We start from the raw sequence: 24,255 nt of genomic DNA on the forward strand, positions 1-24,255 counted from the left end.
GCGTCTACCGCTGGCCCTGATGATCGCCCTAGGCGCGATCCCGGGCGCGCATGCGCAGGCCAAGGGCAAGCAGGACGGCACGGTGCTGCCGGTCTGGAACAAAGGCAGTGGCAAGGTCGAAGCGCTGCTCTACCTGGAACCGACCGGCGAACAGGCCGCAGGGGCCCGCTGGCATTTCGGCCGCAGTTCGCTGGACGCGGCCTTCGGCCTGTCCTCGGGTGACTCGCTGGGCCTGCTGTGCAACAGCAGCCGCGGCACCAGCATCAGCGGATTGGCCAGCCATTGCATGCTGGCCACCTTGGGCGATGAAGAAGACAACACGCTCAGCCGTCGGGTCAGCGGCACCGCCGCGTTCAACCGCCCCGGCGGCCGCGTGGGCATCACCGCCGGCAGCGGCCGTGACACCCTGCCGGCCTGGCTGGCCGGCCCGAACAAATCGCCCTCGCTGCGCGCCGAACAGAACGATCTGACCGTCTTCGGGCAGAAGAACATCGGCCGCGAAGGCTTCGTCTCCATCGGTGGCACCTATGCCAAGGCGCGTCTGGTGCCCATCGCGGACGCTTCGCCGGCGATCGTCGACCGCTGGGACAGCAAAAGCCTCACCATCGGTGCCGGCTATGGCAACTTCAGCGGCAACATCATTGGCCGCGTGGTCGATGTTCCCGGCCAGCCGGGCAAGTGGGAAGGGCTGGGGGTCGGCCTGACCTGGCGCACGCCGTGGAGCGGTCAGCTCACCGTGGGCGCCGAGAACGTGGTCACCCGCGGCAAGAACCCGTTCGCCCCCCGCAACGAGAGCACTGACGAGGGCACCGTGCCCTATGTGCGGTACGAGCAGGATCTCTGACCTGTCTTTGCGACGACCCGTCAATACACGTCACCCGAAGGGCGCCTCCATGAGGCGCCTTTTTTCGTTTGGGCTGGGTGTCAAGGGCACGCACGGCCCATTCAGGGTGAATTTTTTTTAACAAAAATCTTAACAAATGAGACGTTTTAGGCTGTAGATATCGCTTAGAGCCTTACGCTGCAAAGGCTTTGCCGAATTTCACCTAAATCACATGGAACATTAACGGCTCTTTAATTTTTAGTTGCACGTGGTTACTATCGAGTCAGCTTCACGGATTGGGAACGCCTTTCGTCCCCGCGCTGAAGCCCATCCCAACACGTTGCACCCAAGTCAACTTGGAGAGAGAGCCCAATGAACCGCAACAGCAACAAACTGCGCGACGCCGTCGTCCTCGCGCTGATCGCCAGCGCTGCCGGCACCGGCAGCGCCGTCGCTCAGGAAGCCACTGGCACCACCAATCTGGACCGCATCTCGGTCACCGGTTCGCGCATCCGCCAGGTTGACGTGGAAACCGCCCAGCCGGTGCTGACCATCTCGCGTGCGGATATCCAGAACCAGGGCTTCAGCTCGGTCGGCGACATCCTGCAGAACATCTCCGCCGCCGGTAGCCCGAACTTCAGCCGCTCCTCGCCGCTGACCTCCAACCAGGAAGCCGGTGGTCAGTACATCGACCTGCGCAACCTCGGCGCACAGCGCACGCTGGTGCTGGTCAATGGCAAGCGCCTGGGCATCAGCCCGGATGGTTACCAGGACATCTCGATCATCCCGACCTCGATGGTCGAGCGCATCGACGTGCTGAAGGACGGCGCCTCGTCGATCTACGGCTCGGACGCAATGGCCGGCGTGATCAACATCATCACCCGCAAGAACTTCGATGGCCTGGAAGCCAACGTCTACAAGGGCCAGTACAGCCAGGGCGACGGCGAGAAGGAAACCTACGACTTCGTCATGGGCTTCTCCGGTGACCGCGGCTCGCTGACCGTCGGCGCCGAGTACCACAAGGAAGAAGGCGTGTGGGCCAAGGATCGTCCGTTCACGGCCGACACCTACCCGGATTGGGATCCGGCTTCCTCGCTGACCCCGGTCGGCCAGTACGGTAACTACAACCGCTTTGCCAACCAGTTCAACCGCAACGCCGCGGGCGCACTGGTGCTCAACGCCCAGGGTAACCCGGTCCGTCGCAGCGCCGCCTGGTCGGTCGCCAACCAGGGCAGCGATGCCATCGGTGCCAACGACTTCCACCCGCAGACCGCTGCGGACCAGAGCCGTTCGTCCGATCAGATGCACCTGCTGACCCCGCTGGAGCGTCGTTCGCTGTTCGTCAGCGGCAACTACGACATCACCGACAACGTCCGCTTCACCACGGACCTGTCCTACACCAAGCGTCAGTCGCAGCGTCAGATCGCCGGTTATCCGCTGCAGTCGTCCGCCTTCGGCGTGCCGATGGCCGGCGCGGTCTACCAGACCAACCCGGATGGCAGCCGCACCCTGGTCAGCAACGGCAGCTACTTCAACCCGAACGGCAATCGTGACTTCTACCAGGCCGACGTTGCGAGCTACGTCGATGCCAATGGCGACCCGCTGTTCCTGCAGACCAACGACGTCGACTTCCGTCGCCGTGGCTGGGAAGTTCCGCGTACCACCGATTCGACCCTGACCACCTGGCGTTTCGCCGCGGCACTGGAAGGCTCCTTCGAAATCGGTGACCGCTTCTTCAACTGGGATGTCGGTGCGCTGTACAACGAAAACGACAGCCTGCTGATCAACAACGGCAACTTCTACATCCCGGCCGTCGCCGCGGCTGTGGGCCCGTCGTTCCTGAACGCCGCCGGCCAGGTCGTCTGCGGTACCCCGGGCAACGAGATCGCCGGCTGCGTGCCGTGGAACCCGTATGCCGGTTACGGCGCAGGCAGCGAACAGTACTCGCTGGGCGATCCGAACGTGCAGAACTACCTGTTCCGCGAAGAGCACGCCACGGGCAAGACCAGCACCCACAACTACTTCGCCAACCTGTCCGGCACCATCGTGCCGCTGCCGGCCGGCGATCTGGGCTTCGCGATCGGTTACGAATACCGCAAGGAAAGCGGCGCCTTCAACCCGGATGCGATCGCCCAGTCGGGTGACTCGACCAACCTGGCGTCCGGTCCGACCAAGGGTTCCTATGCCCTGGATGAGTTCTACCTGGAATTGAACATCCCGATCCTGGCGGATCTGGCGTTCGCCAAGGAACTGACCCTGGACGTGGCCACCCGTTACTCGGACTTCACCAGCTTCGGTGACACCACCAACAACAAGTTCGGCCTGAAGTGGCGTCCGATCGACGACCTGCTGGTCCGTGCCACCTATGCCGAGGGCTTCCGCGCCCCGACCATCGGTGACCTGTACGGCGGCACCTCGCAGACCTTCCCGACCAACTTCGTCGATCCGTGCGACAGCGTCTACGGCGACGTCCGCGGCAGCGCACGCTGCGTCCAGGATGTCGGCCAGGGCTACCGCCAGCTGTCGCAGGGCTTTGTCCCGACGACCGGCCGTGCCGCACAGAGCCCGGTGCCGTTCAACTCCGGCTCGAACCCGAACCTGACCCCGGAAACCTCCGAGTCCAAGACGGTCGGCTTCGTGTACAGCCCGAGCTACGTCACCGGCCTGAGCGTGGGTGTGGATTGGTGGAGCATCCGCATCGACAACACGATCGTCAGCGACAGCCCGAACCTGATCATGGAAGACTGCTATGTCCGCCTGATCGAATCGCGCTGCTCGATGTTCAGCCGTGACCCGAACAACGGCAACATCGTGGGCACCCTGAACTACGGCAACCGCAACGCCGGTTACACCGAAACCGAAGGCTTCGACTTCGACATCAGCTACAGCCGTGATACCGATTTCGGCCGCTTCTCGGCCAAGTCGGCCACCACGTACGTGGGCAAGTACGAAGAGAAGTCCACGGACGATGCCGACGCCGTGCCGGCACAGAACAATGGCTTCGGTGCATTCTTCCGCGTGCGCTCGAACCTGGGCCTGGGCTGGAGCATGAACGACCTGTCGGTCAACTGGAACCTGCGTTACTACTCCGGTACCAAGGAAAACTGCCGCTTCGCCACCCGTTGCACGCTGCCCAACTACAGCGCACCGGACACCTTGGGCGTGATCTCGCCGAAGACCGAGCTGGGTGCAGTGACCTTCCACGACGTGCAGGTGTCCTATGCCACCCCGTGGAACGCCACCGTCGCCGTGGGTGCCAACAACGTGTTCAACAAGGTCGGCCCGATGATGACCTCGCAGCCGAGCTCGAACTTCTCGTACTACGGCGGCTACGACATCGGTCGCTTCCTGTACATGAAGTACTCGCAGAAGTTCTGATCGATCCACTGATCAACAACGTCTGATCCAACGGCCCCGAAAGGGGCCGTTGTTTTTTTGTGGCGGTGCCCGCGTCCGGCAAACGGCGCGCACAGAAAAGGCCGCGTTTCCGCGGCCTTCTGCATGCCTGTCACGGGCCGGTCAACCGAGCGGAATCAACGTCTCGATCACGTGCTCCACATAGGCTTCGAAATCCTCGCGGGCCTGCTTGGGCTGCTGCAGCTGCAGCGACAGCTGCAGGAAACCCACATAGGCCGCGTAGGCCAACCGCGCACGGTGCTGCGCATCGGTACGGCTCAGGCCGGCCTGGCGGAACGAGGCGACCAGATACTCCAGGCGCCGGTGCGAAACACGGTCGATGACCGGGCGCACCATCGGGTGATCGAGCGCCTTGAGCAGTTCGCTGTAGATGATGTGCGGCTGCACTTCATGCGCGACCACCTGGAACAGCTGGCGCAGGCGTACGCGCGGATCGGTGACATCGGCCAGGCTACCGAAGACCTGCTCCTGCTCGAACAGTTCCCAACGCTCCAGCGCCGCCTGCAGCAACGCGTCGCGCGAGGGGAAGTGCCAGTAGAAGCTGCCCTTGGTGACACCCAGACGCCGCGCCAGCGGCTCCACCGCGACCGCGCCCACGCCTTGTTCGGCAATCAGATCCAGTGCGGCCTGGGCCCAGTCTTCGGCACTGAGGCGGCTGTTGCGGCCGGCACGTGGCTCGCCGGCGGAAGCTTCGGGTTCATTCATAGGTGGATTTAACCATACGCCGGGGTTGGTTGCAGTATGTGAATCGGTGAAACGCCGCTTCACGCCTGCTGGCACAAGGGATACACACACCATACTCCTAAGTATTGACATCGCACAGGGCAGGTCCATACTAGCGAGTATGGTCACTCCTTCTTCTTCTACCCTGCCGCGTTTTGACGATGAGCGACTGACCGGCGCACATGACACCGTGCTCGCCGCGACCCGCTCACCCCCGGGACGTCGCGGCACCGTGATGTTCGCCCACGGCTTCGGCCAGACCCGGCACGCCTGGAATGCCACCGCGAGCGCCCTGGTCGAGGCCGGTTACCAGACCCTGGCCTACGACGCACGCGGCCACGGCGATTCGGACTGGAACCCGGCCGACCTTGCCTACCACGGCGAACAGTTCGCCGATGATCTGATCGTGCTGGCCGGCGAACAGCCGCAGCCGCCGATCCTGATCGCCGCGTCGATGGGCGGCCTGTTCGGCCTGCTCGCCGAGTCACGCTGGCCCGGCCTGTTCTCGGCGATGGTCCTGGTTGATATCACCCCGCGCTGGGATACCGCCGGGGTCGAAAAGATCCTGATGTTCATGACCGCGCACCCGGACGGCTTCGCCTCGCTGTCGCAGGCGGCCGATGTGATTTCCGCCTACGTGCCACACCGTCCGCGCAAGTCCGAAGATTCGCTGCGCGCATTGCTGCCCGAGGACGGCCACGGCCGTTGGCGCTGGCACTGGGATCCGCGCCTGGTCGCCGAGCTGGCGCGTGACAGCGAACGACACCAGGACGCGCTTGCCGATGCGGCGCGCCAGGTGAAATGCCCCCTGCTGCTGGTCAGCGGTGGCCGCAGCACCCTGGTCACCCCGCAGACGGTGGCCGAGTTCCTGGCGTTGGTGCCACATGCACGCCACGTGCAGCTGCCGGAGGCCACGCATATGGTCGCCGGTGATGACAACAACGCCTTTACCGCTACTGTGTTGGACTATCTGGACGTGTTGCCCTCGGCCTCCGCCGTCGCATCGTCCGCCATTACCGAGCACGTCACCGGAGCACGCTCATGAGCATTGTCGTTCCCTTCCTCGTCGTCCTGTTGGCAGGTGCGTTCGTCGCCTACCACCGGATGCGCCTGATCACCTGGACGATCATCAGTGTGGTGCTGCTGGCCGCCTGCTGGTTCATCCCGTACGTCAACCAGACCGCCACGATCGTGGCTGCGGCCATCGTCGCGGTGATCGCCGTCCCGCTGCTGCTGCCCTTCATCCGCAAGCCGCTGCTGACCGCACCGATGATGAAGGTGTTCCGCAAGGTGCTGCCGCCGCTGTCGCAGACCGAGCGCATCGCGCTGGAAACCGGCTCGGTCGGTTTCGAAGGCGAGCTGTTCACCGGTGACCCGGACTGGAACATCCTGCTGAACTACCCCAAGCCGCAGCTCACCGCCGAGGAACAGGCCTTCCTGGATGGCCCGGTCGAAGAGCTGTGCAGGATGGTCAACGACTGGGAAATCACCCACGTTTACGCCGACTTGCCGCCGGAACTGTGGAGCTTCATCAAGAAGAACAAGTTCTTCGGCATGATCATTCCGAAGGAATACGGCGGCCTGGGCTTCAGCGCGCTGGCCCACCACAAGGTGATCCAGAAGCTGGCCTCGGTGTCGAGCGTGGTCAGCTCCACCGTCGGCGTGCCGAACTCGCTGGGCCCGGGCGAACTGCTCAACCATTACGGTACCCAGGAGCAGAAGGACCAGTACCTGCCGCGCCTGGCCGATGGCCGTGAAGTGCCGTGCTTCGGCCTGACCGGTCCGTTCGCCGGTTCGGATGCGACCTCGATTCCCGATTACGGCATCGTCTGCAAGGGCGAGTGGAACGGCGAGCAGGTGCTCGGCGTCAAGCTCACCTTTGACAAGCGCTACATCACCCTGGCCCCGGTGGCCACGCTGATCGGCCTGGCCTTCCGCATGTACGACCCGGATGGCCTGATCGGCAGCACCCGGGACATCGGCATCACCCTGGCGCTGCTGCCGCGTGACACGGCCGGTGTGGAAATCGGCCGTCGCCATTTCCCGCTCAACTCGACCTTCCAGAACGGCCCGATCCGCGGCAAGGATGTCTTCATCCCGCTGACCCAGCTGATCGGTGGCGCCGAGAAGGCCGGCAAGGGCTGGAACATGCTCAACGAGTGCCTGGCCGTGGGCCGCTCGATCACCCTGCCCTCCACCGCCAGCGGTGGTGCCAAGGCCGGTGCGGTGGTGACCGGTGCCTATGCCCGCATCCGCAAGCAGTTCGGCCTGTCGGTCGGCCGCTTCGAGGGCGTGGAAGAGGCGCTGGCCCGCATTGGCGGCAAGGCCTATGCGATCAGCGCGCTGTGCCAGGCCACGGCCGCTGCGGTGGACCGCGGCGACGTGCCGTCGGTGCCGTCGGCGATCGCCAAGTACCACTGCACGACCATGAGCCGTGAAGTGATCTCCGATGTGATGGACGTGATCGGCGGCAAGGGCATCATCCTGGGGCCGCGCAACTTCGCCGGCCGCAGCTGGCAGGCCGCGCCGATCGCGATCACGGTCGAAGGCGCCAACATCATGACCCGCAGCCTGCTGATCTTCGGCCAGGGTGCGATCCTGTGCCACCCCTGGGTGCTGAAGGAAATGAAGGCCGCGCAGGATCCGGACACCCGTGCCGGCCTGCAGGAATTCGACCGCAGCCTGTTCGGCCACATCCGCTACGGCATCTCCAACGCCGTGCGTTCGTTCTGGTTCGGGCTCACCGGCGCCCGCTTCGGTGCCGCCCCGGGCGATGCCTACACCCGCCGTTACTTCCGCAAGCTGGACCGCTACTCGGCCAACCTGGCGCTGATGGCCGACATTTCGATGATGACCCTCGGCGGCAAGCTGAAGTTCAAGGAGTCGCTGTCCGGCCGCCTGGGCGATGTGCTGAGCCACATCTACATGACCAGCGCCATGCTCAAGCGTTACCACGACGAGGGCGCGCCGGCGGCCGACCAGCCGCTGCTGGCCTGGGCCTTCCATGACAGCGTGCACAAGATCGAAGAATCGCTGTCGGCGGCGCTGCGCAACTTCCCGATCCGTCCGATCGGTTGGCTGATGTGGGCGCTGATCTTCCCGTTCGGCCGCCGTGCCGAGGCCCCGGGCGACCGCCTGGGCCACCGCGTGGCCGCGCTGCTGATGGCGCCCAACGAAGCCCGTGACCGCCTGGCCAGTGGTGTGTTCCTGACGCCGTGCGAGAACAACCCGGGTGGCCGCATCAACAGCTACCTGTCCAAGGCGATCATGGCCGAGCCGGTCGAGCGCAAGTTCATCAAGGCGCTCAAGACCAAGGGCATCGAAGCGCTGGACTTCGCTACCCAGCTGGACGAGGCCGTGGCCGAAGGCGTGATCACCCAGGATGAGCGCACCCTGCTCGAAGAGCTGCGCACGCTCACCCTGGAAACCATCACGGTGGACGACTTCGATCCGGAAGAACTGCGCTCGGCGGGCTACTACAAGCGCCAGCAGACGGACGCGCAATCCCAGGCCGCGTGATCCCGGCCACCAGGTAAACGACAACGGCGGACTTCGGTCCGCCGTTTTTTTAGGAGACTCCCGATGTCCGCTCCCCTGCTCACGCTTTACCGCCGCATGCAGCGCTGGCCTGCCGGCGGCTGGCTGTTCTCGCGCGCGGTGTGCTTCAAGGCGCCCTACTTCGCCAGCATCGCCCCGCGCATCACCGCGCTCGAGCCGGGCCGCTGCGAAGGGCGCATCGCGCACCGGCGCAAGGTCGCCAACCACCTCGGCACGGTGCATGCGATCGCGCTGTGCAACCTGGCCGAACTCACTGCGGGCCTGATGGTGGACGCTTCGCTGCCCAAGGGCATGCGCTGGATCCCGAAGGGCATGGAGGTGCAGTACCTGGCCAAGGCGACCGGCACGCAGCATGCCATCGCCACGCCGGAGCAGCCGATCGTGGCGGCCGAGGCGGGGTACGCGCTGCCGGTGAAGGTGCAGGTGCGCGATGACGCCGGCACGGTGGTGTTCCAGGCGCGGATCGCGATGTGGGTGTCGCCGGTCAGGCGATGAGCATTGGCGCAGCCACCCACGGGGTGGCGCTACGTTCGATCCGTCTGTCGCAGGGTAGCGCCACGCCGTGCGTGGCTGGCGCCTGTCAGGCCGGCACCATCCACCATGCCGCCACGGCCAGGATCGCCGGCACGGCCTGGATGAAGAAGATCCGCTTGTTGACGCTGTAGGCGCCGTAGCAGCCGGCCACGATCACGCAGCCGAGCATGAAGTTCACCAGCATCGGCAGGTGATCGAACAGCCCCCACAACAGGCCGGCAGCGAGGAAGCCGTTGTACAGGCCCTGGTTGGCCGCCAGCACGCGCGTGGTCTCGGCCTTCTCCGGCGTGTTGCGGAAGGTCTTCAGGCCCAGCGGCCGGGTCCACAGGAACATTTCCAGGACCAGGAAGTACACGTGCAGCAGGGCGACCAGCAAGGTCAATGACAGCGCGATCCAATACATGGGTCAAGGTTCCTGGAAGACTCCGGAGAGCTTACTCCGGTCGCTCGCCGGGCAGCTTCTTTTCTTCGCGCAGCAGGCCCAGCGCGGCAATCGTCATCGCCCCGGCCACCACCAGCCCACCGACGAAGACAATGTGCGAACCGAACAGGGACAGCCCCTTGTGCACCCAGGCGAACGTCAGGTCGCCGCCACGGTAGACCACGGTGTCGATCGCCGCGCCGGCCTTGTAGCGCCACTGGCGGTCCACACGGGTGTAGATGGTCTCGCGCGCGGGCTTGGCCAGCGAGAATTCGCTGGCGCGGGTCATCACCTGCACCATCGCCACCATCAGCGGCAGCGGCGAGGCGGCCAGTATCGAAAACCCGATGATGATGGCGACACCCGGGATCAGCAGCGCCGGGGCGATGCCGTACCGCGACAGCAACCAGCGGGTGAAGCCGAGCTGCACGATCAGGGTCAGCGTGTTCACCGCCAGGTCCACCCGCGAGAAGAAGGCCGTGCTGGACGCGGCGTCGGGATACAGGCGGCGCACGATCGAGGCCTGCTCGTTGTAGAGCATCGTGCCCACGCCCACGCCGAACAGCACCAGCACAGCCAGCCAGCGCAACAGCGGCTCACGCACGATCAGCTTCAGACCGTCGAGCACGCTGCCGCCCATCGGGGTTTCACCCGACACCAACTTCTGCTCCTGCTCCCGTGCCACCGCCCACAACCGCAGCCGCCAGATGCAGACCAGGCAGGCACTCAGAAAGCCGGCCGAGACCAGCATCAGGTTGGCAATACCCACCCGCTCCACCAGCGCCGCCGTGATGATCGGCCCCAGGAACGCACCGAGCGTGCCTGCCGCGCCGATGTAGCCGTATACCTCGCGTGCCTGTGCGTTGGAGAACACGTCCGCCATGAAGCTCCAGAACACCGCCACCGCAAAGAGGTTGAACACGGCGGCCCAGAAGAAGAACGCCATGCCGCGCCCAGGCACGCCACTGTCGAACAGCAGGTAGAAACCCAGCAGGGAAATGATGAAGAAGACATACACCGCGGGCAGGAATACCCGCCGCGCATAGCGGCTGACCAGCGCGCCGTACAGCGGCTGCAACACCAGCATGATGAAGAACACCCCGGTGAACAGAAACTGCAGCACGAAGTCCTGCACCGCAATGCCATGCGCGCTGAACCAGTCGATCAGCACGGGCGGGAACACCGCCTTGGCGTCGGCCGAGGCAGCCATTGCCTCGCGCACCGGGCGCAGTACGTAGTAGCCGCTCAGCAGGCAGAAGAAGTACAGGCACGCCCAGATCAGGGGCGGCGACTGCCGCAGCGCCCCGCGCAGGCCCGATTGCACCGGTGCTGTCGCGGCAGCACTCATCGCACCCACTCCCGGTTTGGGCGGCGTGACAACGGCGGCATCGTGGAAACTCCGGGCAGGGAAGCGCGCAAGGTAAACGATGCACCGCAACATCGCCAGCGTTGGGCGCGGCCACCTGCGCAACGCTGCGTGGCCGATGCTGCAGCCCCTGCGCGGGGCAACCTGCCTTATGCTCGGCGGGCACCCCGTCCAGGAGCGGCATGTACGACTACATCGTCATTGGTGCCGGCTCGGCCGGCTGCGTGCTGGCCAACCGGCTCAGCGTAGACCCTGCCTGCCGGGTGCTGCTGCTGGAAGCCGGCCCGCGCGACACCAACCCGTTCATCCACATGCCGGCCGGGTTGGCGCGGCTGGTCAACAACCGCCGCATCAACTGGAACCTGGACACCGAGCCCGAGCCCGCGCTCGGCGGCCGTCGCCTGTGGTGGCCACGCGGCAAGGTGCTGGGCGGCTCCAGCTCGATCAATGCGATGTGCTACGTGCGTGGCGTACCAGCCGACTACGATGGCTGGGAGGCCGCCGGTGCCACCGGCTGGGGCTGGGAGCAGGTGCTGCCCTGGTTCGTGCAGGGCGAGCGCAACAGCCGCGGTGCCAGCGCGCTGCACGGCGATGCCGGTCCGCTGTCGGTGTCCGACCTGCGCCACCACAACCCTCTCTCGGCTGCCTTCATCGCGGCCGCGCAGCAGGCCGGCCACGCCCATAACCCCGACTTCAATGGCCACCAGCAGCTCGGTGTGGGGCTGTACCAGGTCACCCAGCGCGAAGGCGCGCGCTGCTCGAGCGCGGACGCCTACCTGCGCCCGGCGCGCCACCGGCGCAATCTGACGGTGCTGACCGGTGCCCACGCCGTCGCGCTGAGCTTCGACGGCACCACCGCCACCGGCGTGCACTATCGGCGTGGCGGGCAGCACCTGCATGCACGCGCAGGGACCGAGGTGATCCTCAGCGCCGGCGCCATCCATTCCCCGCACCTGCTGATGCTGTCCGGCATCGGCGAGGCGGACACGTTGCGCTGCCACGGCATCACGCCGCGGGTGGACCTGCCCGGGGTCGGCCGCAACCTGCAGGACCACCTGGACATCTGCACCGTCGTGCACACCGGACCAGGCGTCAGCTACGACCGCAGCAGCGAACTGCGCATCGCCATCGACTACTTCCTGCGTGGCCATCGCGGCGCCGGCACCAGCAACCTGGCCGAGGCCGGTGGTTTCGTGCGCTCATCGCTGGCCACCGATGCCCGCGCCGACGTGCAGTTCCATTTCGTCCCGGCAATGCTCGACAACCACGGCCGCCACCGCCTTCCCGGCGACGGCTACACCCTGCATGCATGCCCGCTGCACCCCCGCAGCCGCGGCCGCTTGCGGCTGCGCGACGCCGACGCACGCTCAGCGCCCCGCATCCATGCCAACTACCTGGGCGATACGGGTGGCCATGACCTGAAGATGATGCTCGAATGCGCGCGCCTGGCGCGCACGATCCTGGCCCAGCCCGCCTTCGACCGTTGGCGCGGCACGCCCGTGTTTCCGTCGCACAGCAATCTCGATGACACCGCGCTCGAGGCGTTCATCCGGGCCAAGGCCGAGACCGTCTATCACCCGGTCGGCACCTGCGCGATGGGGCAGCATGCCCAGGCCGTGGTCGACCCGACCCTGCGCGTGCACGGCACCCGGCGACTGCGGGTAGTGGACGCTTCGGTGATGCCCACCCTGATCAGCGGCAATACCAACGCGCCGACGATGATGATCGCCGAGCGGGCCGCCCACTAGATCCGGACCGCCGCGGCAGGCTGAACAGGGGTGCGCTGGCCGCCCTCCCGTGCCCGCGACCGATCGGCACCGGGATCGGCAAAACCCGCACGTTTTCAATGCGATACGCATTCATCTTCGATTCGTTTGTGCAATCACGAAAAGCGGCGCTAGAATCGGTCACAGCAGTCGCGCACGGGCACCCATACGATGAACCAGAACAACAGGCGCCGACCGATCCGTTCGGCGGCAACCGGGTTGTTGGGCATGTTGATGCCCATCGCCATGTCTTCCACCGCGCAGACCCCTGTCGCCTCGCCCGCCGCATTGCCGGTCAACATCGAGGAGTCGGCGCCGACCGCGGCACCGCACACCCAGCCTGCAGCGTACCGCACGACCCCGGCCGGCCTGAAGGTGCAGCCGCCCGCGCCGGGCTTCAACGTCGCTTCGATCGAATCGATGGCGCAGCAGCTCACCTACGGCGAGCGCGTGCCCGGGATGGCCGTGGCCATCGTCCAGGGCGGCCGCGTGCTGAGCGCGCGCGGCTACGGCGTCACCGACGTCAACAACCCGCAGCAGGTCGATGCCCACACCGTGTTCCGCCTGGCCTCGCTGTCCAAGGCCTTCGCCGGCACGATGGCCGGGCTGCTGGTCAACGACGGCACGCTGCGCTGGGACAGCAAGGTCACCGACTACGTGCCCGGCTTCCAGCTCAGCACGCCCGAGGCGACCGAGCGCCTGACCGTGGCCGATCTGCTCAGCCATCGCGTTGGCCTGCCGTACAACGCCTACGACCGCGACGTTGAAGCCAACGCCGAGTACTACACCCTCACCCACAAGCTGGCCGCCACCTCGCTCAAGTGCCTGCCCGGCGACTGCTATGCGTACCAGAACGTGGCCTTCAGCCTGATCGGCGATGTCGTCTACGCCGCCTCCGGCAGCTTCTACGAACAGTCCGTCGAGCGCCGCCTGTTCAAGCCGCTCGGCATGGACGATGCCAGCCTCGGCCTGGCCGGCATCCAGGCCAGCTCGCGCTGGGCCCGCCCGCACGTGCGCAGCCGCAACGGCTGGGTCGCGCTCACGCCCAAGCCGACGTATTACCGCCTTGCTCCGGCCGCCGGCGTCAACGCCAGTGCCAGCGACATGGCGCAGTGGTTGCTGGCCCACACCGGCCACCGCCCTGACGTGCTGCCGGCCCCCTTGCTGGCCACGCTGCACGCCAGCCTGATCAGCACCCCCGGCGAAATGCGCTCGGGCTGGCGCCGCGAGCGCCTCAACTCGGCCGGCTACGCCCTCGGCTGGCGCACCTTCGATTACGCCGGCCACGAGGTGATCTTCCATGCCGGTGCCGTCCAGGGCTATCGCGGCCTGGTCGCCCTCGTGCCCGAACGTGACCTCGGCATCGCCATCATGTGGAACGGCGAGAGCAGCCTGCCCAGCGGCCTGCTGCCGACCGTGCTCGACCAGGCGATGGGCCTGCCGACCCAGCGTTGGCTGGACGTGGACACCGATTTCGGCAGCGACAACCTCATGGCCGAAGACGCCGCCCCGCAGGGCAAGCGCAAGGGCGTCTCGTCGAACCGCGCCGTCGCCTCCCCGCGCTGATCCGCGCGCACAGTGGCATCGAGAAAGGCGGCCGGATGGCCGCCTTTTTCATTGTTTCCGTTTGCCTTGCCCATAAAAAAACTCCTTCCCCGCTGGGCTGCCAGGGAAGGAGTCTCAGGTACGGCTATCGGGAAAAACTCAGATCAGCGGTGCCGGGGTTGCCGGCAGAGCGACCGGTGCGGCCTTCTTCTTGCGAACGGCCGGCTTGCGCTTTGCAACCTTCTTCACCGCCTTCTTCGCCGATGCCTTCTTGGCCGGAGCCTTGCGGGCAGTCGCCTTCTTGGCGGTGGCCTTCTTGGCTACCTTGCGGGTGGCCTTCTTGGCAGTCTTCTTGGCAGCCTTCTTCGGAGCGGCTTTCTTGGCTACCTTGCGGGTCGCCTTCTTGGCCGTCTTCTTTACCGCCTTTTTCGCGGTCTTCTTGGTGGCTGCCTTCTTTGCAGTCTTCTTGGCGGCCTTCTTCGCCGTCTTCTTCACTGCCTTCTTCGCGGTCTTCTTGGTCGCAGCCTTCTTTGCCGTCTTCTTCACGGCCTTCTTCGCCGTCTTCTTCACGGCTGCCTTGCGGGCGGTCGCCTTCTTGGCCGCCTTCTTCACCGTCTTCTTGGCAGCAGCTTTCTTGGCTACCTTCTTGACGGCCTTCTTGGCAGTGGCCTTCTTAGCGACCTTCTTGGCTGCCTTTTTGGCGGCCGGCTTTTTCTTCGCAGCTTTCTTGGTTGCCATGGGATGGCTCCTCGTCAGTGATCTATGGAGTGGAAACGCCCAGGTAAAGCAAACCCGCCGTTGCTGCGTTGCGGGGACCGCCGTCGCGTCATGCGCGTCGTGACGGATACGGTGACACCCGCCGCATCTGGCCAGGCAGGTATCGAAGAGGAAAGGAACTTGCGGTTCGCCGGAGGAAGCGAAGCCATCTCCACCGTCATGGGACGCGAGGTGGATGTCCAGGTTGTGCTTCGCGACTTGATGTCGATTCTGCTCACTCTGTTCGCAGGCAAGGTCTGCTGAGGCGAAACCTAATCACGCTTTTTTTGACTGTCAACAACCCCGGCGAAAAATTTTCACACCGGCGCCTTGCCTCGCCCCCCTCGCTGCGCCCGCGTGCGACCTGCCAAACGCACGATGCCGCCGCCGGCGCGAACGCCCTGCGCCCGCACACGCTGACAACACTGAAAAGAAAAACACTTAAAAGAAGCACTTTCGTGTCGCGACATCGCAACATCGCGGTGCATGCCATTGCGTGCCCGCGCGTGCAGCCTGCTCGACCACGCACCTCGCCAGCCTCCCCGTGCGCCCCTTAAACGGACCGGAAAACTTTTCACATCTGCGCGCACTTTTTTCGACCCGATTCGCGCAACTGCGCAAACTTTTGACCGCCCTGGCACCGGCGCGTCCGTCCGCGATGATCGACTTCGAGCGTCCGTGCGCGTCCATATCGATGCCACATCGGTGCGCGATCGGGTGCGCGGCGCGGACCCGATCACCGGCTGCATCGGCACCGAACCGATCGTCATGAGCCCGTGGTCGCGATCGCGTGCCGCCGCGCGCGCACTGCAATCCTCACGTACTGCTAACGCCGTTCGCGTGCGCCCGGCGAACGGGCAAAAAAAAACGGCCGCACCAGGCGGCCGTTCTTCAGCGGCGGCGACGATCAGTGATCGTCGTTTTCCAGCAGCTCGGCGTAGTCGTCCGGACCCAACAGGTCGTTGACTTCTTCCAGGCCGGCCACTTCGACGACATAGATCCAGCCGTCGCCGTAGGCGTCTTCGTTGATGGTTTCCGGCTTGTCGCTCAGGGCCGAATTGACCTCGACCACCGTGCCGGTGATCGGGCTGTACACGTCCGAGGCGGCCTTGACCGACTCGACCACGGCAGCCTGCTCGCCGGCCTTGACCTCCTGGCCAACCTCCGGCAGTTCAACGTAGACCAGGTCGCCGAGCAGGCCCTGGGCGTGGTCGGAAATACCGACGGTGACGCGGCCATTGCCTTCAACGCGCGCCCACTCGTGGGACTTGAGGAATTTGAGGTCGCCGGGGATCTCGCTCATGGGACTGCTCCGAGGAATATCAGGGGGGTCAAGAAACGGGGGTAGTGTAACCAACCGGCGCGGATGCGGAGGCATCCGCGCCGGGTAAAGCACGGCATCAGCCGTCGATCAGCACACCGGGCTGGGGCTGGCCTTCGCGCACGAACGGGAACTTCACCACGCGCACCGGAACCTGCTTGCCGCGGATATCCACGCGGACCTCGCCCAGTTCGCCGCCCGGCACGCGGGCGAACGCGATGCCCTTGCCCAGGGTCGGCGAGAAGGTGCCGGACAGGATCTCGCCCTCGCCGCCGGCGGTGAGTACCACCTGGCCGTGGCGCAGTACGCCCTTCTCGTCCATCACCAGGCCGATCAGCTGGCGGGCGTTGCCGGCCGCCTTCTGCGCTTCGAGCACGTCGCGACCGATGAAGTGGCGACCTTCGTCCAGCGCCACGGTCCAGGCCAGGCCGGCTTCGTACGGGGTGATCTCTTCGTCCATGTCCTGGCCGTAGAGGTTCATGCCGGCTTCCAGGCGCAGCGTGTCGCGCGCACCCAGGCCAGCCGGACGCACGCCGGCGGCGCTCAGGGCATTCCAGAAGGCGACCACGGCGCTCTGCGGCAACAGGATCTCGAAACCGTCCTCACCGGTGTACCCGGTGCGGGCCACGAACAGCGCGGTGCCATCGGCGGTGGTGGTTTCCAGCGCGGCGAAACGGCCCAACTTCTCCAGCGCGGCGCGGTCGCCCTCGCCGAGCAGGCTGATCACGCGCTCGCGCGCGGTCGGCCCCTGCACCGCGATGATGGCCAGGTCTTCGCGCTCGATCACCTCCACGTTGAAGGCCGCGGCCTGCTGGCGGATCCAGGCCAGGTCCTTTTCGCGGGTGGAGGCGTTGACCACCATGCGGAAGAAATCGTCGGCCATGTAGTAGACGATCAGGTCGTCGATCACGCCGCCGCGGGCATTGAGCATGCACGAGTACAGTGCCTTGCCGGTGGCCTTGAGCTTGTCCACCGAGTTGGCCAGCAGCGTGCGCAGGAACGGCTTGACCTGGTCACCGCGCAGGTCGACCACGGTCATGTGGCTGACGTCGAACATGCCGGCGTCGCTGCGCACCAGATGGTGCTCGTCCAGCTGCGAACCGTAATGAATGGGCATGTCCCAGCCACCGAAATCGACCATCTTGGCGCCGAGTGCGCGGTGGGTATCGTTGAGAAGCGTCTTCTGGGTCATGACCGGTTCCGGGGGAATGAAGGCAAGACATCCATTATCCCAGAACCGTCTTCACAACGCCTGCGGCGGTGCGGGAAAACCGCGGATCAGGCCTGCTGCACCTTCAGCGTCATCCCTTCCACCGCCACCACCCGTACCGGGCTGCCGGCGGGCAGGTCGGGACCTGCGACAACCCAGAAGGCATCGTCCACCTTGGCCCGGCCCTTGCCGGCGGTGATGGCCTGGTCGAGCACGACCACCCGCCCGATCAGCTGTTCGGCGCGGCGGTTCAACAGCGGCTGGTCGCTCCGGCGATCGTGCGACCGGCCCCAGCGGCGGTAGCACTGGATCGAGACCACGCTGAGCACCACGAACGCGACCACCTGCCACAGCAGCGGGATCTCGGCGAACACCGCCACCAGCACGAACACCGCAGCCGCACCGATCCCGATCCACAACATGAAGGCACCGGGCGCGAGCGCCTCGGCGGCGAACAGCACCAGTGCCAGCGCGCCCCAGGCCACCACTTCCCAGCGCATGTCAGCCTCCGATCCGCGGCGGGACGCCGCGCGTGGTTTTCTTCTCTTCCTGCTTGGCGAACGCTTCGCGTGCCAGCTCGGCGACGCCGGCGATCGAGCCGATCACCCCGCTGGCCTCCATCGGCATCAGCACCAGCTTCTGGTTCGGCGAGGTCGCCAGTTCCTTGAATGCTTCCACGTACTTCTGCGCGATGAAGTAGTTGATCGCCTGCACGTCGCCCTGGGCGATCGCCTCGGACACCATCGTGGTGGCCTTGGCTTCGGCCTCGGCCAGGCGTTCGCGCGCTTCAGCGTCGCGGAAGGCGGCCTCCTTGCGTCCCTCGGCCTCGAGCACCGTGGCCTGCTTTTCGCCCTCGGCGCGCAGGATCTCGGACTGGCGCGAGCCCTCGGCTTCCAGGATCTGCGCGCGCTTCTCGCGTTCGGCCTTCATCTGCCGCGCCATCGCATCAAGCAGGTCGCGCGGCGGCTGGATGTCGCGGATTTCGATGCGGTTGACCTTCACGCCCCACGGGTTGGTGGCATGGTCGACCACGCTCAGCAGCTGGGCGTTGATCACTTCGCGCTGGCTGAGCGATTCATCCAGGTCCATCGAGCCGATCACGGTACGGATGTTGGTCTGCACCAGGGCGATCATCGCCACTTCCAGGTTGGCGACCTCGTAGGCGGCCTTGGCGGCATCGAGCACCTGGAAGAACACCACGCCATCCACGCGCACGGCAGCGTTGTCCTTGGTGATCACTTCCTGGCTGGGCACATCCAGCACCTGCTCCATCATGTTCACCTTGCGCCCCACGCCGTAGACGATCGGGATCAGGAAATGCAGGCCCGGCGACATGGTGTGGGTGTAGCGGCCGAAGCGCTCCACGGTCCATTCGTAGCCCTGCGGCACCATGCGCACGGCCTTGAACAGGATGACAACGGCCACGAAGGCCAGCACAAGCGAGAACAGCATGGTCGGAAACATCAGGTCACTCCCTTTCCCCGGATTCGTAGCACCGAGTATAGCCACGCTGCCTTCACGCCCGCATCGGGGTGCCTGACGCGCCGCAGGTCGGGATCAGGCGCTGCGCGGGGCGAACATGATCACCATCATCCCGGCCAGGCACAGGCCGACGCCCAGCAGGTCCCAGCGGCTGGGGCGGATGCCGTCCACCAGCCACAACCACATCAGCGCGGTGCCGATGTAGACCCCGCCATAGGCCGCATAGACACGGCCGCTGGCGGCCGGGTGCAGGGTCAGCAGCCAGGCGAACACTGCCAGGCTGGCAGCGGCCGGCAACAGCAGCCACGCGCTGCCCTCCCTGCGCAGCCACAGCCAGGGCAGGTAACACCCGACAATCTCGGCCACGGCGGTCAGCACGAACAGCAGCAGCGTTTTCACGGCTTGGGCTCGTCCGCCTTGGCCTGCTGCCAGAGGGCTTCCTGCGCGTCCAGATCGAGCGCGGCCATGGTCTGCCCGGCTGCGTGGGCCTGGGCTTCCATCGCGCGGAAGCGGCGCTCGAACTTCTGGTTGGCCTGGCGCAGTGCGGCGCCGACATCGACCTTGGCGTGGCGGGCCAGATTGGCACAGACGAACAGCAGGTCGCCGAGTTCTTCCTGCAGGCGCGCGTGGTTTTCCTCGACCGGGCCGCGCGCGAATTCAGCGGCGACCTCGTCCAGTTCCTCGCGTACTTTATCCATCACCGGCGCCGGGCCCGGCCAGTCGAAACCCACCCGCGCCGCGCGCGCCTGCAGCTTCACCGCCCGCTGCCATTCCGGCAGGCCGCGCGAGATCCCGGCCAGCGCCGAGGTATCGGTCTGGCCCTTGGCGGCGCGCTCGGCGCGTTTGATCGCCTCCCAGTTGCTGTTGACGTCCTCCGCACCGTTCACCTGGACCTGGGAGAACACATGCGGGTGGCGACGCTCCATCTTGTCGCTGATCGCGCGGGCGACGTCGGCAAACCCGAACGCGCCCTGCTCCTGCGCCATCTGCGCATGGAAGACCACCTGGAGCAGCAGGTCGCCGAGTTCATCCTTCAGGTCATCCAGGTCACCCCGGTCGATCGCATCGGCGACCTCGTAGGCTTCCTCGATGGTGTACGGGGCGATGCTGGCGAAATCCTGCTGCAGGTCCCAGGGGCAGCCCTGCTGCGGGTCGCGCAGGCGCGCCATGATGCCCAGCAGGCGGTCCAGTTCGGGGGTGGCAGGCATCGTTGCTCCAGTCAGGTCAGGCGGGCAGCCACTCGCGCCACGGCAGGCGGGTATCGCCCAGCGCGATGAAGTCACCGTTCAAGAGGGTCTCGCGGCGGTTGTAGCGGAACGGCTTGCCGGTCTCGGCCGAGAGCACCGCGCCACCGGCGGCATGCAGTACGCACTGACCGGCGGCGGTGTCCCATTCGGACGTCGGGCCCAGACGCGGGTAGACGTCCAGCGTGCCCTCGGCCAGCCGGCAGAATTTGAGCGAGGAGCCCTGTGCGAGCACCTCGATATCGCCCATGCGGTCCAGCAGCGCCTGGGTCTGCTCGCTGCGATGCGAGCGGCTGGCGGCGACCCGCAGCGGCGCCGAGGCCGGCGTGCGGGTGCGCAGTACCGAATCGCGCATGCCGTCGCGGCGATAGGCCAGCTCGCCGCGCATGGCGTGCCAGACCTGGCCGGTGGCCGGGGCCAGCACCACGCCGAAGGCCGGTGCGCCCTGGTAGATCAGCGCGATGTTGACGCTGAACTCGTCGTTGCGCTTGACGAATTCGCGGGTGCCGTCGAGCGGATCGACCAGCCAGTACGCCCCCCAGTGCTGGCGGACCTCCCACGGTACCTGCGCCGATTCTTCAGACAGGATCGGCAGGTCCGGGGTCAGCTGCGCCAGCCCGCGCTCGATCACCTGGTTGGCGCCGAGGTCGGCGGCGGTGACCGGGCTGTGGTCGGACTTGATCTCCACATCGAACGGGGTGGCGTAGACGGCCATGATGGCAGCGGCCGCGTCCTGGGCGATGGCGATGACGGTTTCGCGCAGATCCGTCGTGAGTTTGATCATTCCTTCCGTCCCAGCCACTCGCGCGCGATGAACAGCGCCGCCAGCGATCGGCCCTCGGAGAAGTCCTCGCGCAGCATCAGCTGGTCCAGGTCGGCCAGCTTCCACGGCACGACGTCCAGTTCCTCCGGCTCGTCGCCGGCCAGGCGCTCGGGGTATAGATCGCGCGCCACCACCAGCCACGACTGGTGGCTCATGTAGGTCGGCGCCAGGGTCATTGCGCGCAGCACATCGACCCGACGGGCACCGTAGCCGGCCTCCTCCTTCAATTCGCGGTCGGCCGCCTGTTCGGGCGTCTCGCCGGCATCGATGCGCCCTTTCACCAGGCCCAGCTCGTAGCGATGCATGCCGGCGGCGTATTCACGCACCAGCAGCACGGTCTCGTCGTCGAGCATCGGCACCACCACCACGGCGCCATGGCCGCGGGTCACCAGCCGTTCGAAGCGGCGGCGTTCGCCATTGGAGAATTCCAGATCCAGATGCTGGCGCTGGAACGGCCCGCTTTCCTCGTCCGTGATCTGGTGGATGATGGGCAGGCGACGGCTCATGCGAGCATCTCTAGAATGGGTACTGGTGAAAACGTGTTCATGAGCCCGAAATGCTAGCAGACCCAGCCCCCCTCACGCTGGCCGATCAGTGGCGGCAACGCGATCTGGCCGTGCTGTGGCACCCGTGCACGCAGATGCGCGAGCACCCCGACACCCTGCCCTTGCTGCCGATCGCCCGTGGCGAAGGCCCGTGGTTGATCGACCACGACGGCCATCGCTATCTGGACGCGGTGAGCAGTTGGTGGACCAATCTGTTCGGCCATGCGCAGCCGCGCATCGGCGCGGCCATCGCCCAGCAGGCCACGCAGCTGGAACAGGTGATGCTGGCCGGCTTCAGCCATGCGCCGGCGGTGCGGCTGGCCGAGCGCCTGCTGGCGATCGCGCCACGCCAGGCCGGGCGTGATCCGCTGGCCAAGGTGTTCTATGCCGACAACGGTTCGGCCGGGGTGGAAGTGGCGCTGAAGATGGCCTTCCACTATTTCCGCAACCGCGGGGAGAACCACCGCACGCGCTTCGTGGCATTGGAGAACGGCTACCACGGCGAAACCCTGGGTGCGCTGTCGGTCGGCGACATCCCGCTGTACCGGCGGGTATACGCGCCGCTGCTGACCGAGGCACTGTTCGCGCCCTCGCCCGACGCCTACCTGGCCGAACCCGGCCAGAGCGCGGCGCAGCGTGCGCACCAGGCGGCCGATGCGCTGGCCACGCTGTTCGACCAGCACCCGGGCGAGATCTGCGCGGTGATCCTGGAGCCGCGCCTGCAGTGCGCCGGCGGCATGCGCATGCATGACCCGGTCTATCTGCAGCGTGCGCGTGCGTTGTGCGATGCCAACGGTGCGTTCCTGATCGCCGATGAAATCGCCACCGGTTTCGGCCGCACCGGCACGATGTTCGCCTGCGAACAGGCCGGGGTGATGCCCGACCTGCTGTGCCTGTCCAAGGGCCTGACCGGCGGCTTCCTGCCACTCTCGGCGGTGCTGGCCACGCAGGCGCTGTACGACGCCTTCCTGGACGATTCGCGCGAGCGCGCGTTCCTGCATTCGCACAGTTACACCGGCAATCCGCTGGCCTGCGCCGCTGCGCTGGCGACGCTGGACATCTTCGCCGACGAGGACGTGATCGCCCGCAACCGCAGCACCGCTGAAGTGATGCGCACCCTGGCCGCACCGTTCGCCGACCACGCGCATGTCGCCGATGTGCGCCAGGCCGGGATGGTGGTGGCGTTCGAACTGACCCGCAACGGCGACAAGCGTACGCCGTTCCCGGCCGAGGCCAGAATCGGGCTGCACGCCTACAAGGCCGCGCTCAAGCGCGGCGTGGTGCTGCGCCCACTGGGCAATGTGCTGTATTGGATGCCGCCGTACTGCGTGGAGGACGACCATCTGGATCTGCTTGCACTGACCACCCTGGCTGCCATCGACGAGGCCGTCGCATGCGCGTGACCCGGAGCTACATCGATCATCCGCTGACTGTCGGCCAGACCCTGTCGCTGCCCGAGGATGCGGCCAACCATCTGGTCCGCGTGATGCGCCTGCGCGAAGGCGATGGCTGCGTGCTGTTCAACGGCGATGGCCAGGACTACAGCGCGACCCTGGTGGTGGTGGGCAAGCGCGATGCGCAGGTGCGCATCGAGGCCGCCACCGCGCTGGACAACGAATCGCCGTTGCACATCACCCTGCTGCAGGGCATCGCCCGTGGCGAGAAGATGGACCTGATCCTGCAGAAGGCCACCGAACTGGGCGTGCAGGCCTTCGTGCCGGTCAATGCCGAGCGCACGGAAGTGAAGCTTGACGCGGCCCGCGCCGAGAAGCGCCTGGCGCACTGGCACAGCGTGGTGGTCTCGGCCTGTGGCCAATCCGGCCGCGCGCGCGTGCCAAGCGTGGTCGCGCCGCGATCGCTGCAGGACGCCGCCAACGCGATGCCGGCCGAGGCGTTGAAGCTGACCCTGGATCCACAGGGCGAGCATCGCTTGTCGACGCTCTCGGCCGCACCGGGCGGCGTGGTGATCGCGATCGGCCCGGAAGGCGGCTGGTCGCCGCGCGACCGCCAGGCGCTGGCCGCGGCGGGCTTCCAGGGATTGCAGTTGGGCCCGCGCGTGCTGCGTACCGAGACCGCAGGGCTGGCGGCGATTGCGGCGGTGCAGGCACGCCTGGGCGATCTGGGCTGACGATCGCGCTTGCCTGACGCCTCAGCCCCCTTGATTCATCGGGAGCGATTGCCCCCTTGAGTCCAGGGAGCGCGCCGACAGGCGCGGGGACACTTCACCCCGCGACCGGGAAAGCGTCGTCCAGCGCCGCTTCCAGGGCGTCCAGGTCCGGCAGCAGCGCACTCTGCTCACCCAGCAGCACGCGCATGTGCACGCCCTGAGGCAGGGTTTCTTCGGACGCGTCGGCGAGCAGGCCGTCGCGCGGCACCGCGATCAGCTGCGGGAACGTCTGGGTCAGCAGGGCGAAGTACGGGCGGCGCGGATTGCCGCCCAGTGCCTTGAGCACGACCACCTTGTTGTTGGTCACCACCGGCTCGTCGCCCTGCCCGGACAACCGGGCAAAGGACAGCAGCGGCACGTCCCAGCCGTGCCAGGCGATCTGCCCGACCAGCCAGGCCGGCGCGTCGGGCACGGTTTCGACCGGCACCTTGGACATCATTTCGGCGACGGTGGCATTGGGCAGCAGCACGCGTTCGTGCCCGGCCTGGATCAGGACACCGCGGATTTCGTCGTTGCTGGCGTAGCTCATGGAGATTCCTTCAAGGGTGCGTCGG

Annotated in this window: 22 protein-coding genes and 1 pseudogene; 11 read left to right on the forward strand and 12 right to left on the reverse strand. The window is 66.4% G+C overall.

All coding sequences use genetic code 11. From position 1 onward, the window contains the following. Positions 1-19 precede the first annotated feature (19 nt). Positions 20-844 carry a hypothetical protein gene (locus OC373_RS04840; protein WP_172838071.1) on the forward strand — a complete coding sequence of 275 codons (825 nt, stop codon included), beginning with the start codon at positions 20-22 and terminating at the stop codon, positions 842-844. Positions 845-1,195: 351 nt separating this feature from the next. Continuing rightward, the gene (locus OC373_RS04845; protein WP_070425732.1) at positions 1,196-4,201 is read left to right on the forward strand and encodes a TonB-dependent receptor; all 3,006 of its coding nucleotides are present in this window, start codon (positions 1,196-1,198) and stop codon (positions 4,199-4,201) included. Positions 4,202-4,342: 141 nt separating this feature from the next. Here OC373_RS04845 and OC373_RS04850 read toward each other — a convergent pair whose 3' ends face one another. Next, positions 4,343-4,945 (reverse strand): TetR/AcrR family transcriptional regulator, encoded by a 603-nt coding sequence (locus OC373_RS04850; protein ID WP_019185113.1) that lies wholly within the window; start codon positions 4,943-4,945, stop codon positions 4,343-4,345. A 139-nt stretch (positions 4,946-5,084) separates the two neighbouring features. Between OC373_RS04850 and OC373_RS04855 the strand changes: the two genes are divergently transcribed. From OC373_RS04855 to OC373_RS04865, 3 genes are all read left to right on the forward strand, one after another. Next, the gene (locus OC373_RS04855) at positions 5,085-6,008 is read left to right on the forward strand and encodes an alpha/beta hydrolase (RefSeq protein WP_261997169.1); all 924 of its coding nucleotides are present in this window, start codon (positions 5,085-5,087) and stop codon (positions 6,006-6,008) included. Beyond that, positions 6,005-8,482 carry an acyl-CoA dehydrogenase gene (locus OC373_RS04860; protein WP_019185115.1) on the forward strand — a complete coding sequence of 826 codons (2,478 nt, stop codon included), beginning with the start codon at positions 6,005-6,007 and terminating at the stop codon, positions 8,480-8,482. The genes OC373_RS04855 and OC373_RS04860 overlap by 4 nt, the downstream gene beginning before the upstream one ends. Before the next feature lie 63 nt (positions 8,483-8,545). Continuing rightward, the gene (locus OC373_RS04865) at positions 8,546-9,016 is read left to right on the forward strand and encodes a hotdog fold domain-containing protein (RefSeq protein WP_070425734.1); all 471 of its coding nucleotides are present in this window, start codon (positions 8,546-8,548) and stop codon (positions 9,014-9,016) included. 85 nt (positions 9,017-9,101) lie between these two features. Here OC373_RS04865 and OC373_RS04870 read toward each other — a convergent pair whose 3' ends face one another. After that, positions 9,102-9,458 (reverse strand): DUF1304 domain-containing protein, encoded by a 357-nt coding sequence (locus OC373_RS04870; RefSeq protein ID WP_019185117.1) that lies wholly within the window; start codon positions 9,456-9,458, stop codon positions 9,102-9,104. 31 nt (positions 9,459-9,489) lie between these two features. Beyond that, positions 9,490-10,824 carry an MFS transporter gene (locus OC373_RS04875; RefSeq protein WP_070425735.1) on the reverse strand — a complete coding sequence of 445 codons (1,335 nt, stop codon included), beginning with the start codon at positions 10,822-10,824 and terminating at the stop codon, positions 9,490-9,492. Positions 10,825-11,024: 200 nt separating this feature from the next. On the opposite strand from OC373_RS04875, the gene OC373_RS04880 reads away from it, so the two are divergent. The 4 genes and pseudogenes from OC373_RS04880 to OC373_RS04895 all read left to right on the forward strand — a co-directional run bounded on the left by OC373_RS04880 (position 11,025) and on the right by OC373_RS04895 (position 15,173). Further along, on the forward strand, positions 11,025-12,590 hold the full coding sequence (locus tag OC373_RS04880; protein ID WP_261997170.1) for a choline dehydrogenase: 1,566 nt from the start codon (positions 11,025-11,027) through the stop codon (positions 12,588-12,590). 189 nt (positions 12,591-12,779) lie between these two features. Continuing rightward, on the forward strand, positions 12,780-14,174 hold the full coding sequence (locus OC373_RS04885) for a serine hydrolase domain-containing protein (protein ID WP_019185120.1): 1,395 nt from the start codon (positions 12,780-12,782) through the stop codon (positions 14,172-14,174). Positions 14,175-14,436: 262 nt separating this feature from the next. After that, positions 14,437-14,892 (forward strand): annotated as a pseudogene (locus OC373_RS18875) (hypothetical protein); the annotation flags it as partial. A gap of 89 nt (positions 14,893-14,981) precedes the next feature. After that, a complete protein-coding gene (locus OC373_RS04895) occupies positions 14,982-15,173 on the forward strand; it encodes a hypothetical protein (RefSeq protein ID WP_070425738.1) in 192 nt (63 codons plus the stop codon). Positions 15,174-15,816: 643 nt separating this feature from the next. Here OC373_RS04895 and gcvH read toward each other — a convergent pair. From gcvH to nudE, 8 genes are all read right to left on the reverse strand, one after another. Continuing rightward, positions 15,817-16,212, reverse strand: a complete 396-nt coding sequence (gcvH, locus tag OC373_RS04900) for a glycine cleavage system protein GcvH (RefSeq protein ID WP_019185123.1) — start codon at positions 16,210-16,212, stop codon at positions 15,817-15,819. A gap of 97 nt (positions 16,213-16,309) precedes the next feature. Next, a complete protein-coding gene (gene gcvT / locus OC373_RS04905) occupies positions 16,310-17,422 on the reverse strand; it encodes a glycine cleavage system aminomethyltransferase GcvT (RefSeq protein WP_070425739.1) in 1,113 nt (370 codons plus the stop codon). An 86-nt stretch (positions 17,423-17,508) separates the two neighbouring features. After that, entirely contained in the window at positions 17,509-17,940 is a 432-nt protein-coding gene (locus tag OC373_RS04910) for an NfeD family protein (protein WP_070425740.1), read from the reverse strand. Between the two features lies 1 nt (position 17,941). Continuing rightward, entirely contained in the window at positions 17,942-18,904 is a 963-nt protein-coding gene (locus OC373_RS04915) for an SPFH domain-containing protein (protein ID WP_070425741.1), read from the reverse strand. Positions 18,905-18,997: 93 nt separating this feature from the next. Further along, on the reverse strand, positions 18,998-19,321 hold the full coding sequence (locus OC373_RS04920; protein WP_070425742.1) for a YnfA family protein: 324 nt from the start codon (positions 19,319-19,321) through the stop codon (positions 18,998-19,000). After that, the gene (mazG, locus tag OC373_RS04925; protein WP_070425743.1) at positions 19,318-20,130 is read right to left on the reverse strand and encodes a nucleoside triphosphate pyrophosphohydrolase; all 813 of its coding nucleotides are present in this window, start codon (positions 20,128-20,130) and stop codon (positions 19,318-19,320) included. The genes OC373_RS04920 and mazG overlap by 4 nt, the downstream gene beginning before the upstream one ends. Positions 20,131-20,146: 16 nt before the next feature. Further along, positions 20,147-20,950, reverse strand: a complete 804-nt coding sequence (gene cysQ, locus OC373_RS04930; RefSeq protein WP_070425744.1) for a 3'(2'),5'-bisphosphate nucleotidase CysQ — start codon at positions 20,948-20,950, stop codon at positions 20,147-20,149. Then, the gene (nudE, locus tag OC373_RS04935) at positions 20,947-21,495 is read right to left on the reverse strand and encodes an ADP compounds hydrolase NudE (RefSeq protein ID WP_070425745.1); all 549 of its coding nucleotides are present in this window, start codon (positions 21,493-21,495) and stop codon (positions 20,947-20,949) included. The genes cysQ and nudE overlap by 4 nt, the downstream gene beginning before the upstream one ends. Before the next feature lie 50 nt (positions 21,496-21,545). Between nudE and bioA the strand changes: the two genes are divergently transcribed. Continuing rightward, a complete protein-coding gene (gene bioA / locus OC373_RS04940; protein WP_070425746.1) occupies positions 21,546-22,937 on the forward strand; it encodes an adenosylmethionine--8-amino-7-oxononanoate transaminase in 1,392 nt (463 codons plus the stop codon). Beyond that, entirely contained in the window at positions 22,928-23,662 is a 735-nt protein-coding gene (locus tag OC373_RS04945; protein WP_070425747.1) for a 16S rRNA (uracil(1498)-N(3))-methyltransferase, read from the forward strand. Before bioA ends, OC373_RS04945 begins: the two co-directional genes overlap by 10 nt. A gap of 94 nt (positions 23,663-23,756) precedes the next feature. On the opposite strand, the gene OC373_RS04950 is transcribed toward OC373_RS04945, so the two are convergent. Continuing rightward, positions 23,757-24,230 (reverse strand): chemotaxis protein CheW, encoded by a 474-nt coding sequence (locus tag OC373_RS04950; protein ID WP_070425748.1) that lies wholly within the window; start codon positions 24,228-24,230, stop codon positions 23,757-23,759. Positions 24,231-24,255: the final 25 nt, after the last annotated feature.

This window comes from Stenotrophomonas sp. Ste96 (assembly GCF_024519495.1).
GTDB lineage: Bacteria > Pseudomonadota > Gammaproteobacteria > Xanthomonadales > Xanthomonadaceae > Stenotrophomonas > Stenotrophomonas bentonitica_A.

What these genes read in the sequence shown, in the direction of transcription:
- OC373_RS04840 (WP_172838071.1), top strand. Translation starts at nt 20, where the DNA reads ATGATCGCCCTAGGCGCGATCCCGGGCGCGCATGCGCAGGCCAAGGGC.
- OC373_RS04845 (WP_070425732.1), top strand. Translation starts at nt 1,196, where the DNA reads ATGAACCGCAACAGCAACAAACTGCGCGACGCCGTCGTCCTCGCGCTG.
- OC373_RS04850 (WP_019185113.1), bottom strand. Translation starts at nt 4,945, where the DNA reads ATGAATGAACCCGAAGCTTCCGCCGGCGAGCCACGTGCCGGCCGCAAC.
- OC373_RS04855 (WP_261997169.1), top strand. Translation starts at nt 5,085, where the DNA reads ATGGTCACTCCTTCTTCTTCTACCCTGCCGCGTTTTGACGATGAGCGA.
- OC373_RS04860 (WP_019185115.1), top strand. Translation starts at nt 6,005, where the DNA reads ATGAGCATTGTCGTTCCCTTCCTCGTCGTCCTGTTGGCAGGTGCGTTC.
- OC373_RS04865 (WP_070425734.1), top strand. Translation starts at nt 8,546, where the DNA reads ATGTCCGCTCCCCTGCTCACGCTTTACCGCCGCATGCAGCGCTGGCCT.
- OC373_RS04870 (WP_019185117.1), bottom strand. Translation starts at nt 9,458, where the DNA reads ATGTATTGGATCGCGCTGTCATTGACCTTGCTGGTCGCCCTGCTGCAC.
- OC373_RS04875 (WP_070425735.1), bottom strand. Translation starts at nt 10,824, where the DNA reads ATGAGTGCTGCCGCGACAGCACCGGTGCAATCGGGCCTGCGCGGGGCG.
- OC373_RS04880 (WP_261997170.1), top strand. Translation starts at nt 11,025, where the DNA reads ATGTACGACTACATCGTCATTGGTGCCGGCTCGGCCGGCTGCGTGCTG.
- OC373_RS04885 (WP_019185120.1), top strand. Translation starts at nt 12,780, where the DNA reads ATGAACCAGAACAACAGGCGCCGACCGATCCGTTCGGCGGCAACCGGG.
- OC373_RS04895 (WP_070425738.1), top strand. Translation starts at nt 14,982, where the DNA reads ATGCGCGTCGTGACGGATACGGTGACACCCGCCGCATCTGGCCAGGCA.
- gcvH (WP_019185123.1), bottom strand. Translation starts at nt 16,212, where the DNA reads ATGAGCGAGATCCCCGGCGACCTCAAATTCCTCAAGTCCCACGAGTGG.
- gcvT (WP_070425739.1), bottom strand. Translation starts at nt 17,422, where the DNA reads ATGACCCAGAAGACGCTTCTCAACGATACCCACCGCGCACTCGGCGCC.
- OC373_RS04910 (WP_070425740.1), bottom strand. Translation starts at nt 17,940, where the DNA reads ATGCGCTGGGAAGTGGTGGCCTGGGGCGCGCTGGCACTGGTGCTGTTC.
- OC373_RS04915 (WP_070425741.1), bottom strand. Translation starts at nt 18,904, where the DNA reads ATGTTTCCGACCATGCTGTTCTCGCTTGTGCTGGCCTTCGTGGCCGTT.
- mazG (WP_070425743.1), bottom strand. Translation starts at nt 20,130, where the DNA reads ATGCCTGCCACCCCCGAACTGGACCGCCTGCTGGGCATCATGGCGCGC.
- cysQ (WP_070425744.1), bottom strand. Translation starts at nt 20,950, where the DNA reads ATGATCAAACTCACGACGGATCTGCGCGAAACCGTCATCGCCATCGCC.
- nudE (WP_070425745.1), bottom strand. Translation starts at nt 21,495, where the DNA reads ATGAGCCGTCGCCTGCCCATCATCCACCAGATCACGGACGAGGAAAGC.
- bioA (WP_070425746.1), top strand. Translation starts at nt 21,546, where the DNA reads ATGCTAGCAGACCCAGCCCCCCTCACGCTGGCCGATCAGTGGCGGCAA.
- OC373_RS04945 (WP_070425747.1), top strand. Translation starts at nt 22,928, where the DNA reads ATGCGCGTGACCCGGAGCTACATCGATCATCCGCTGACTGTCGGCCAG.
- OC373_RS04950 (WP_070425748.1), bottom strand. Translation starts at nt 24,230, where the DNA reads ATGAGCTACGCCAGCAACGACGAAATCCGCGGTGTCCTGATCCAGGCC.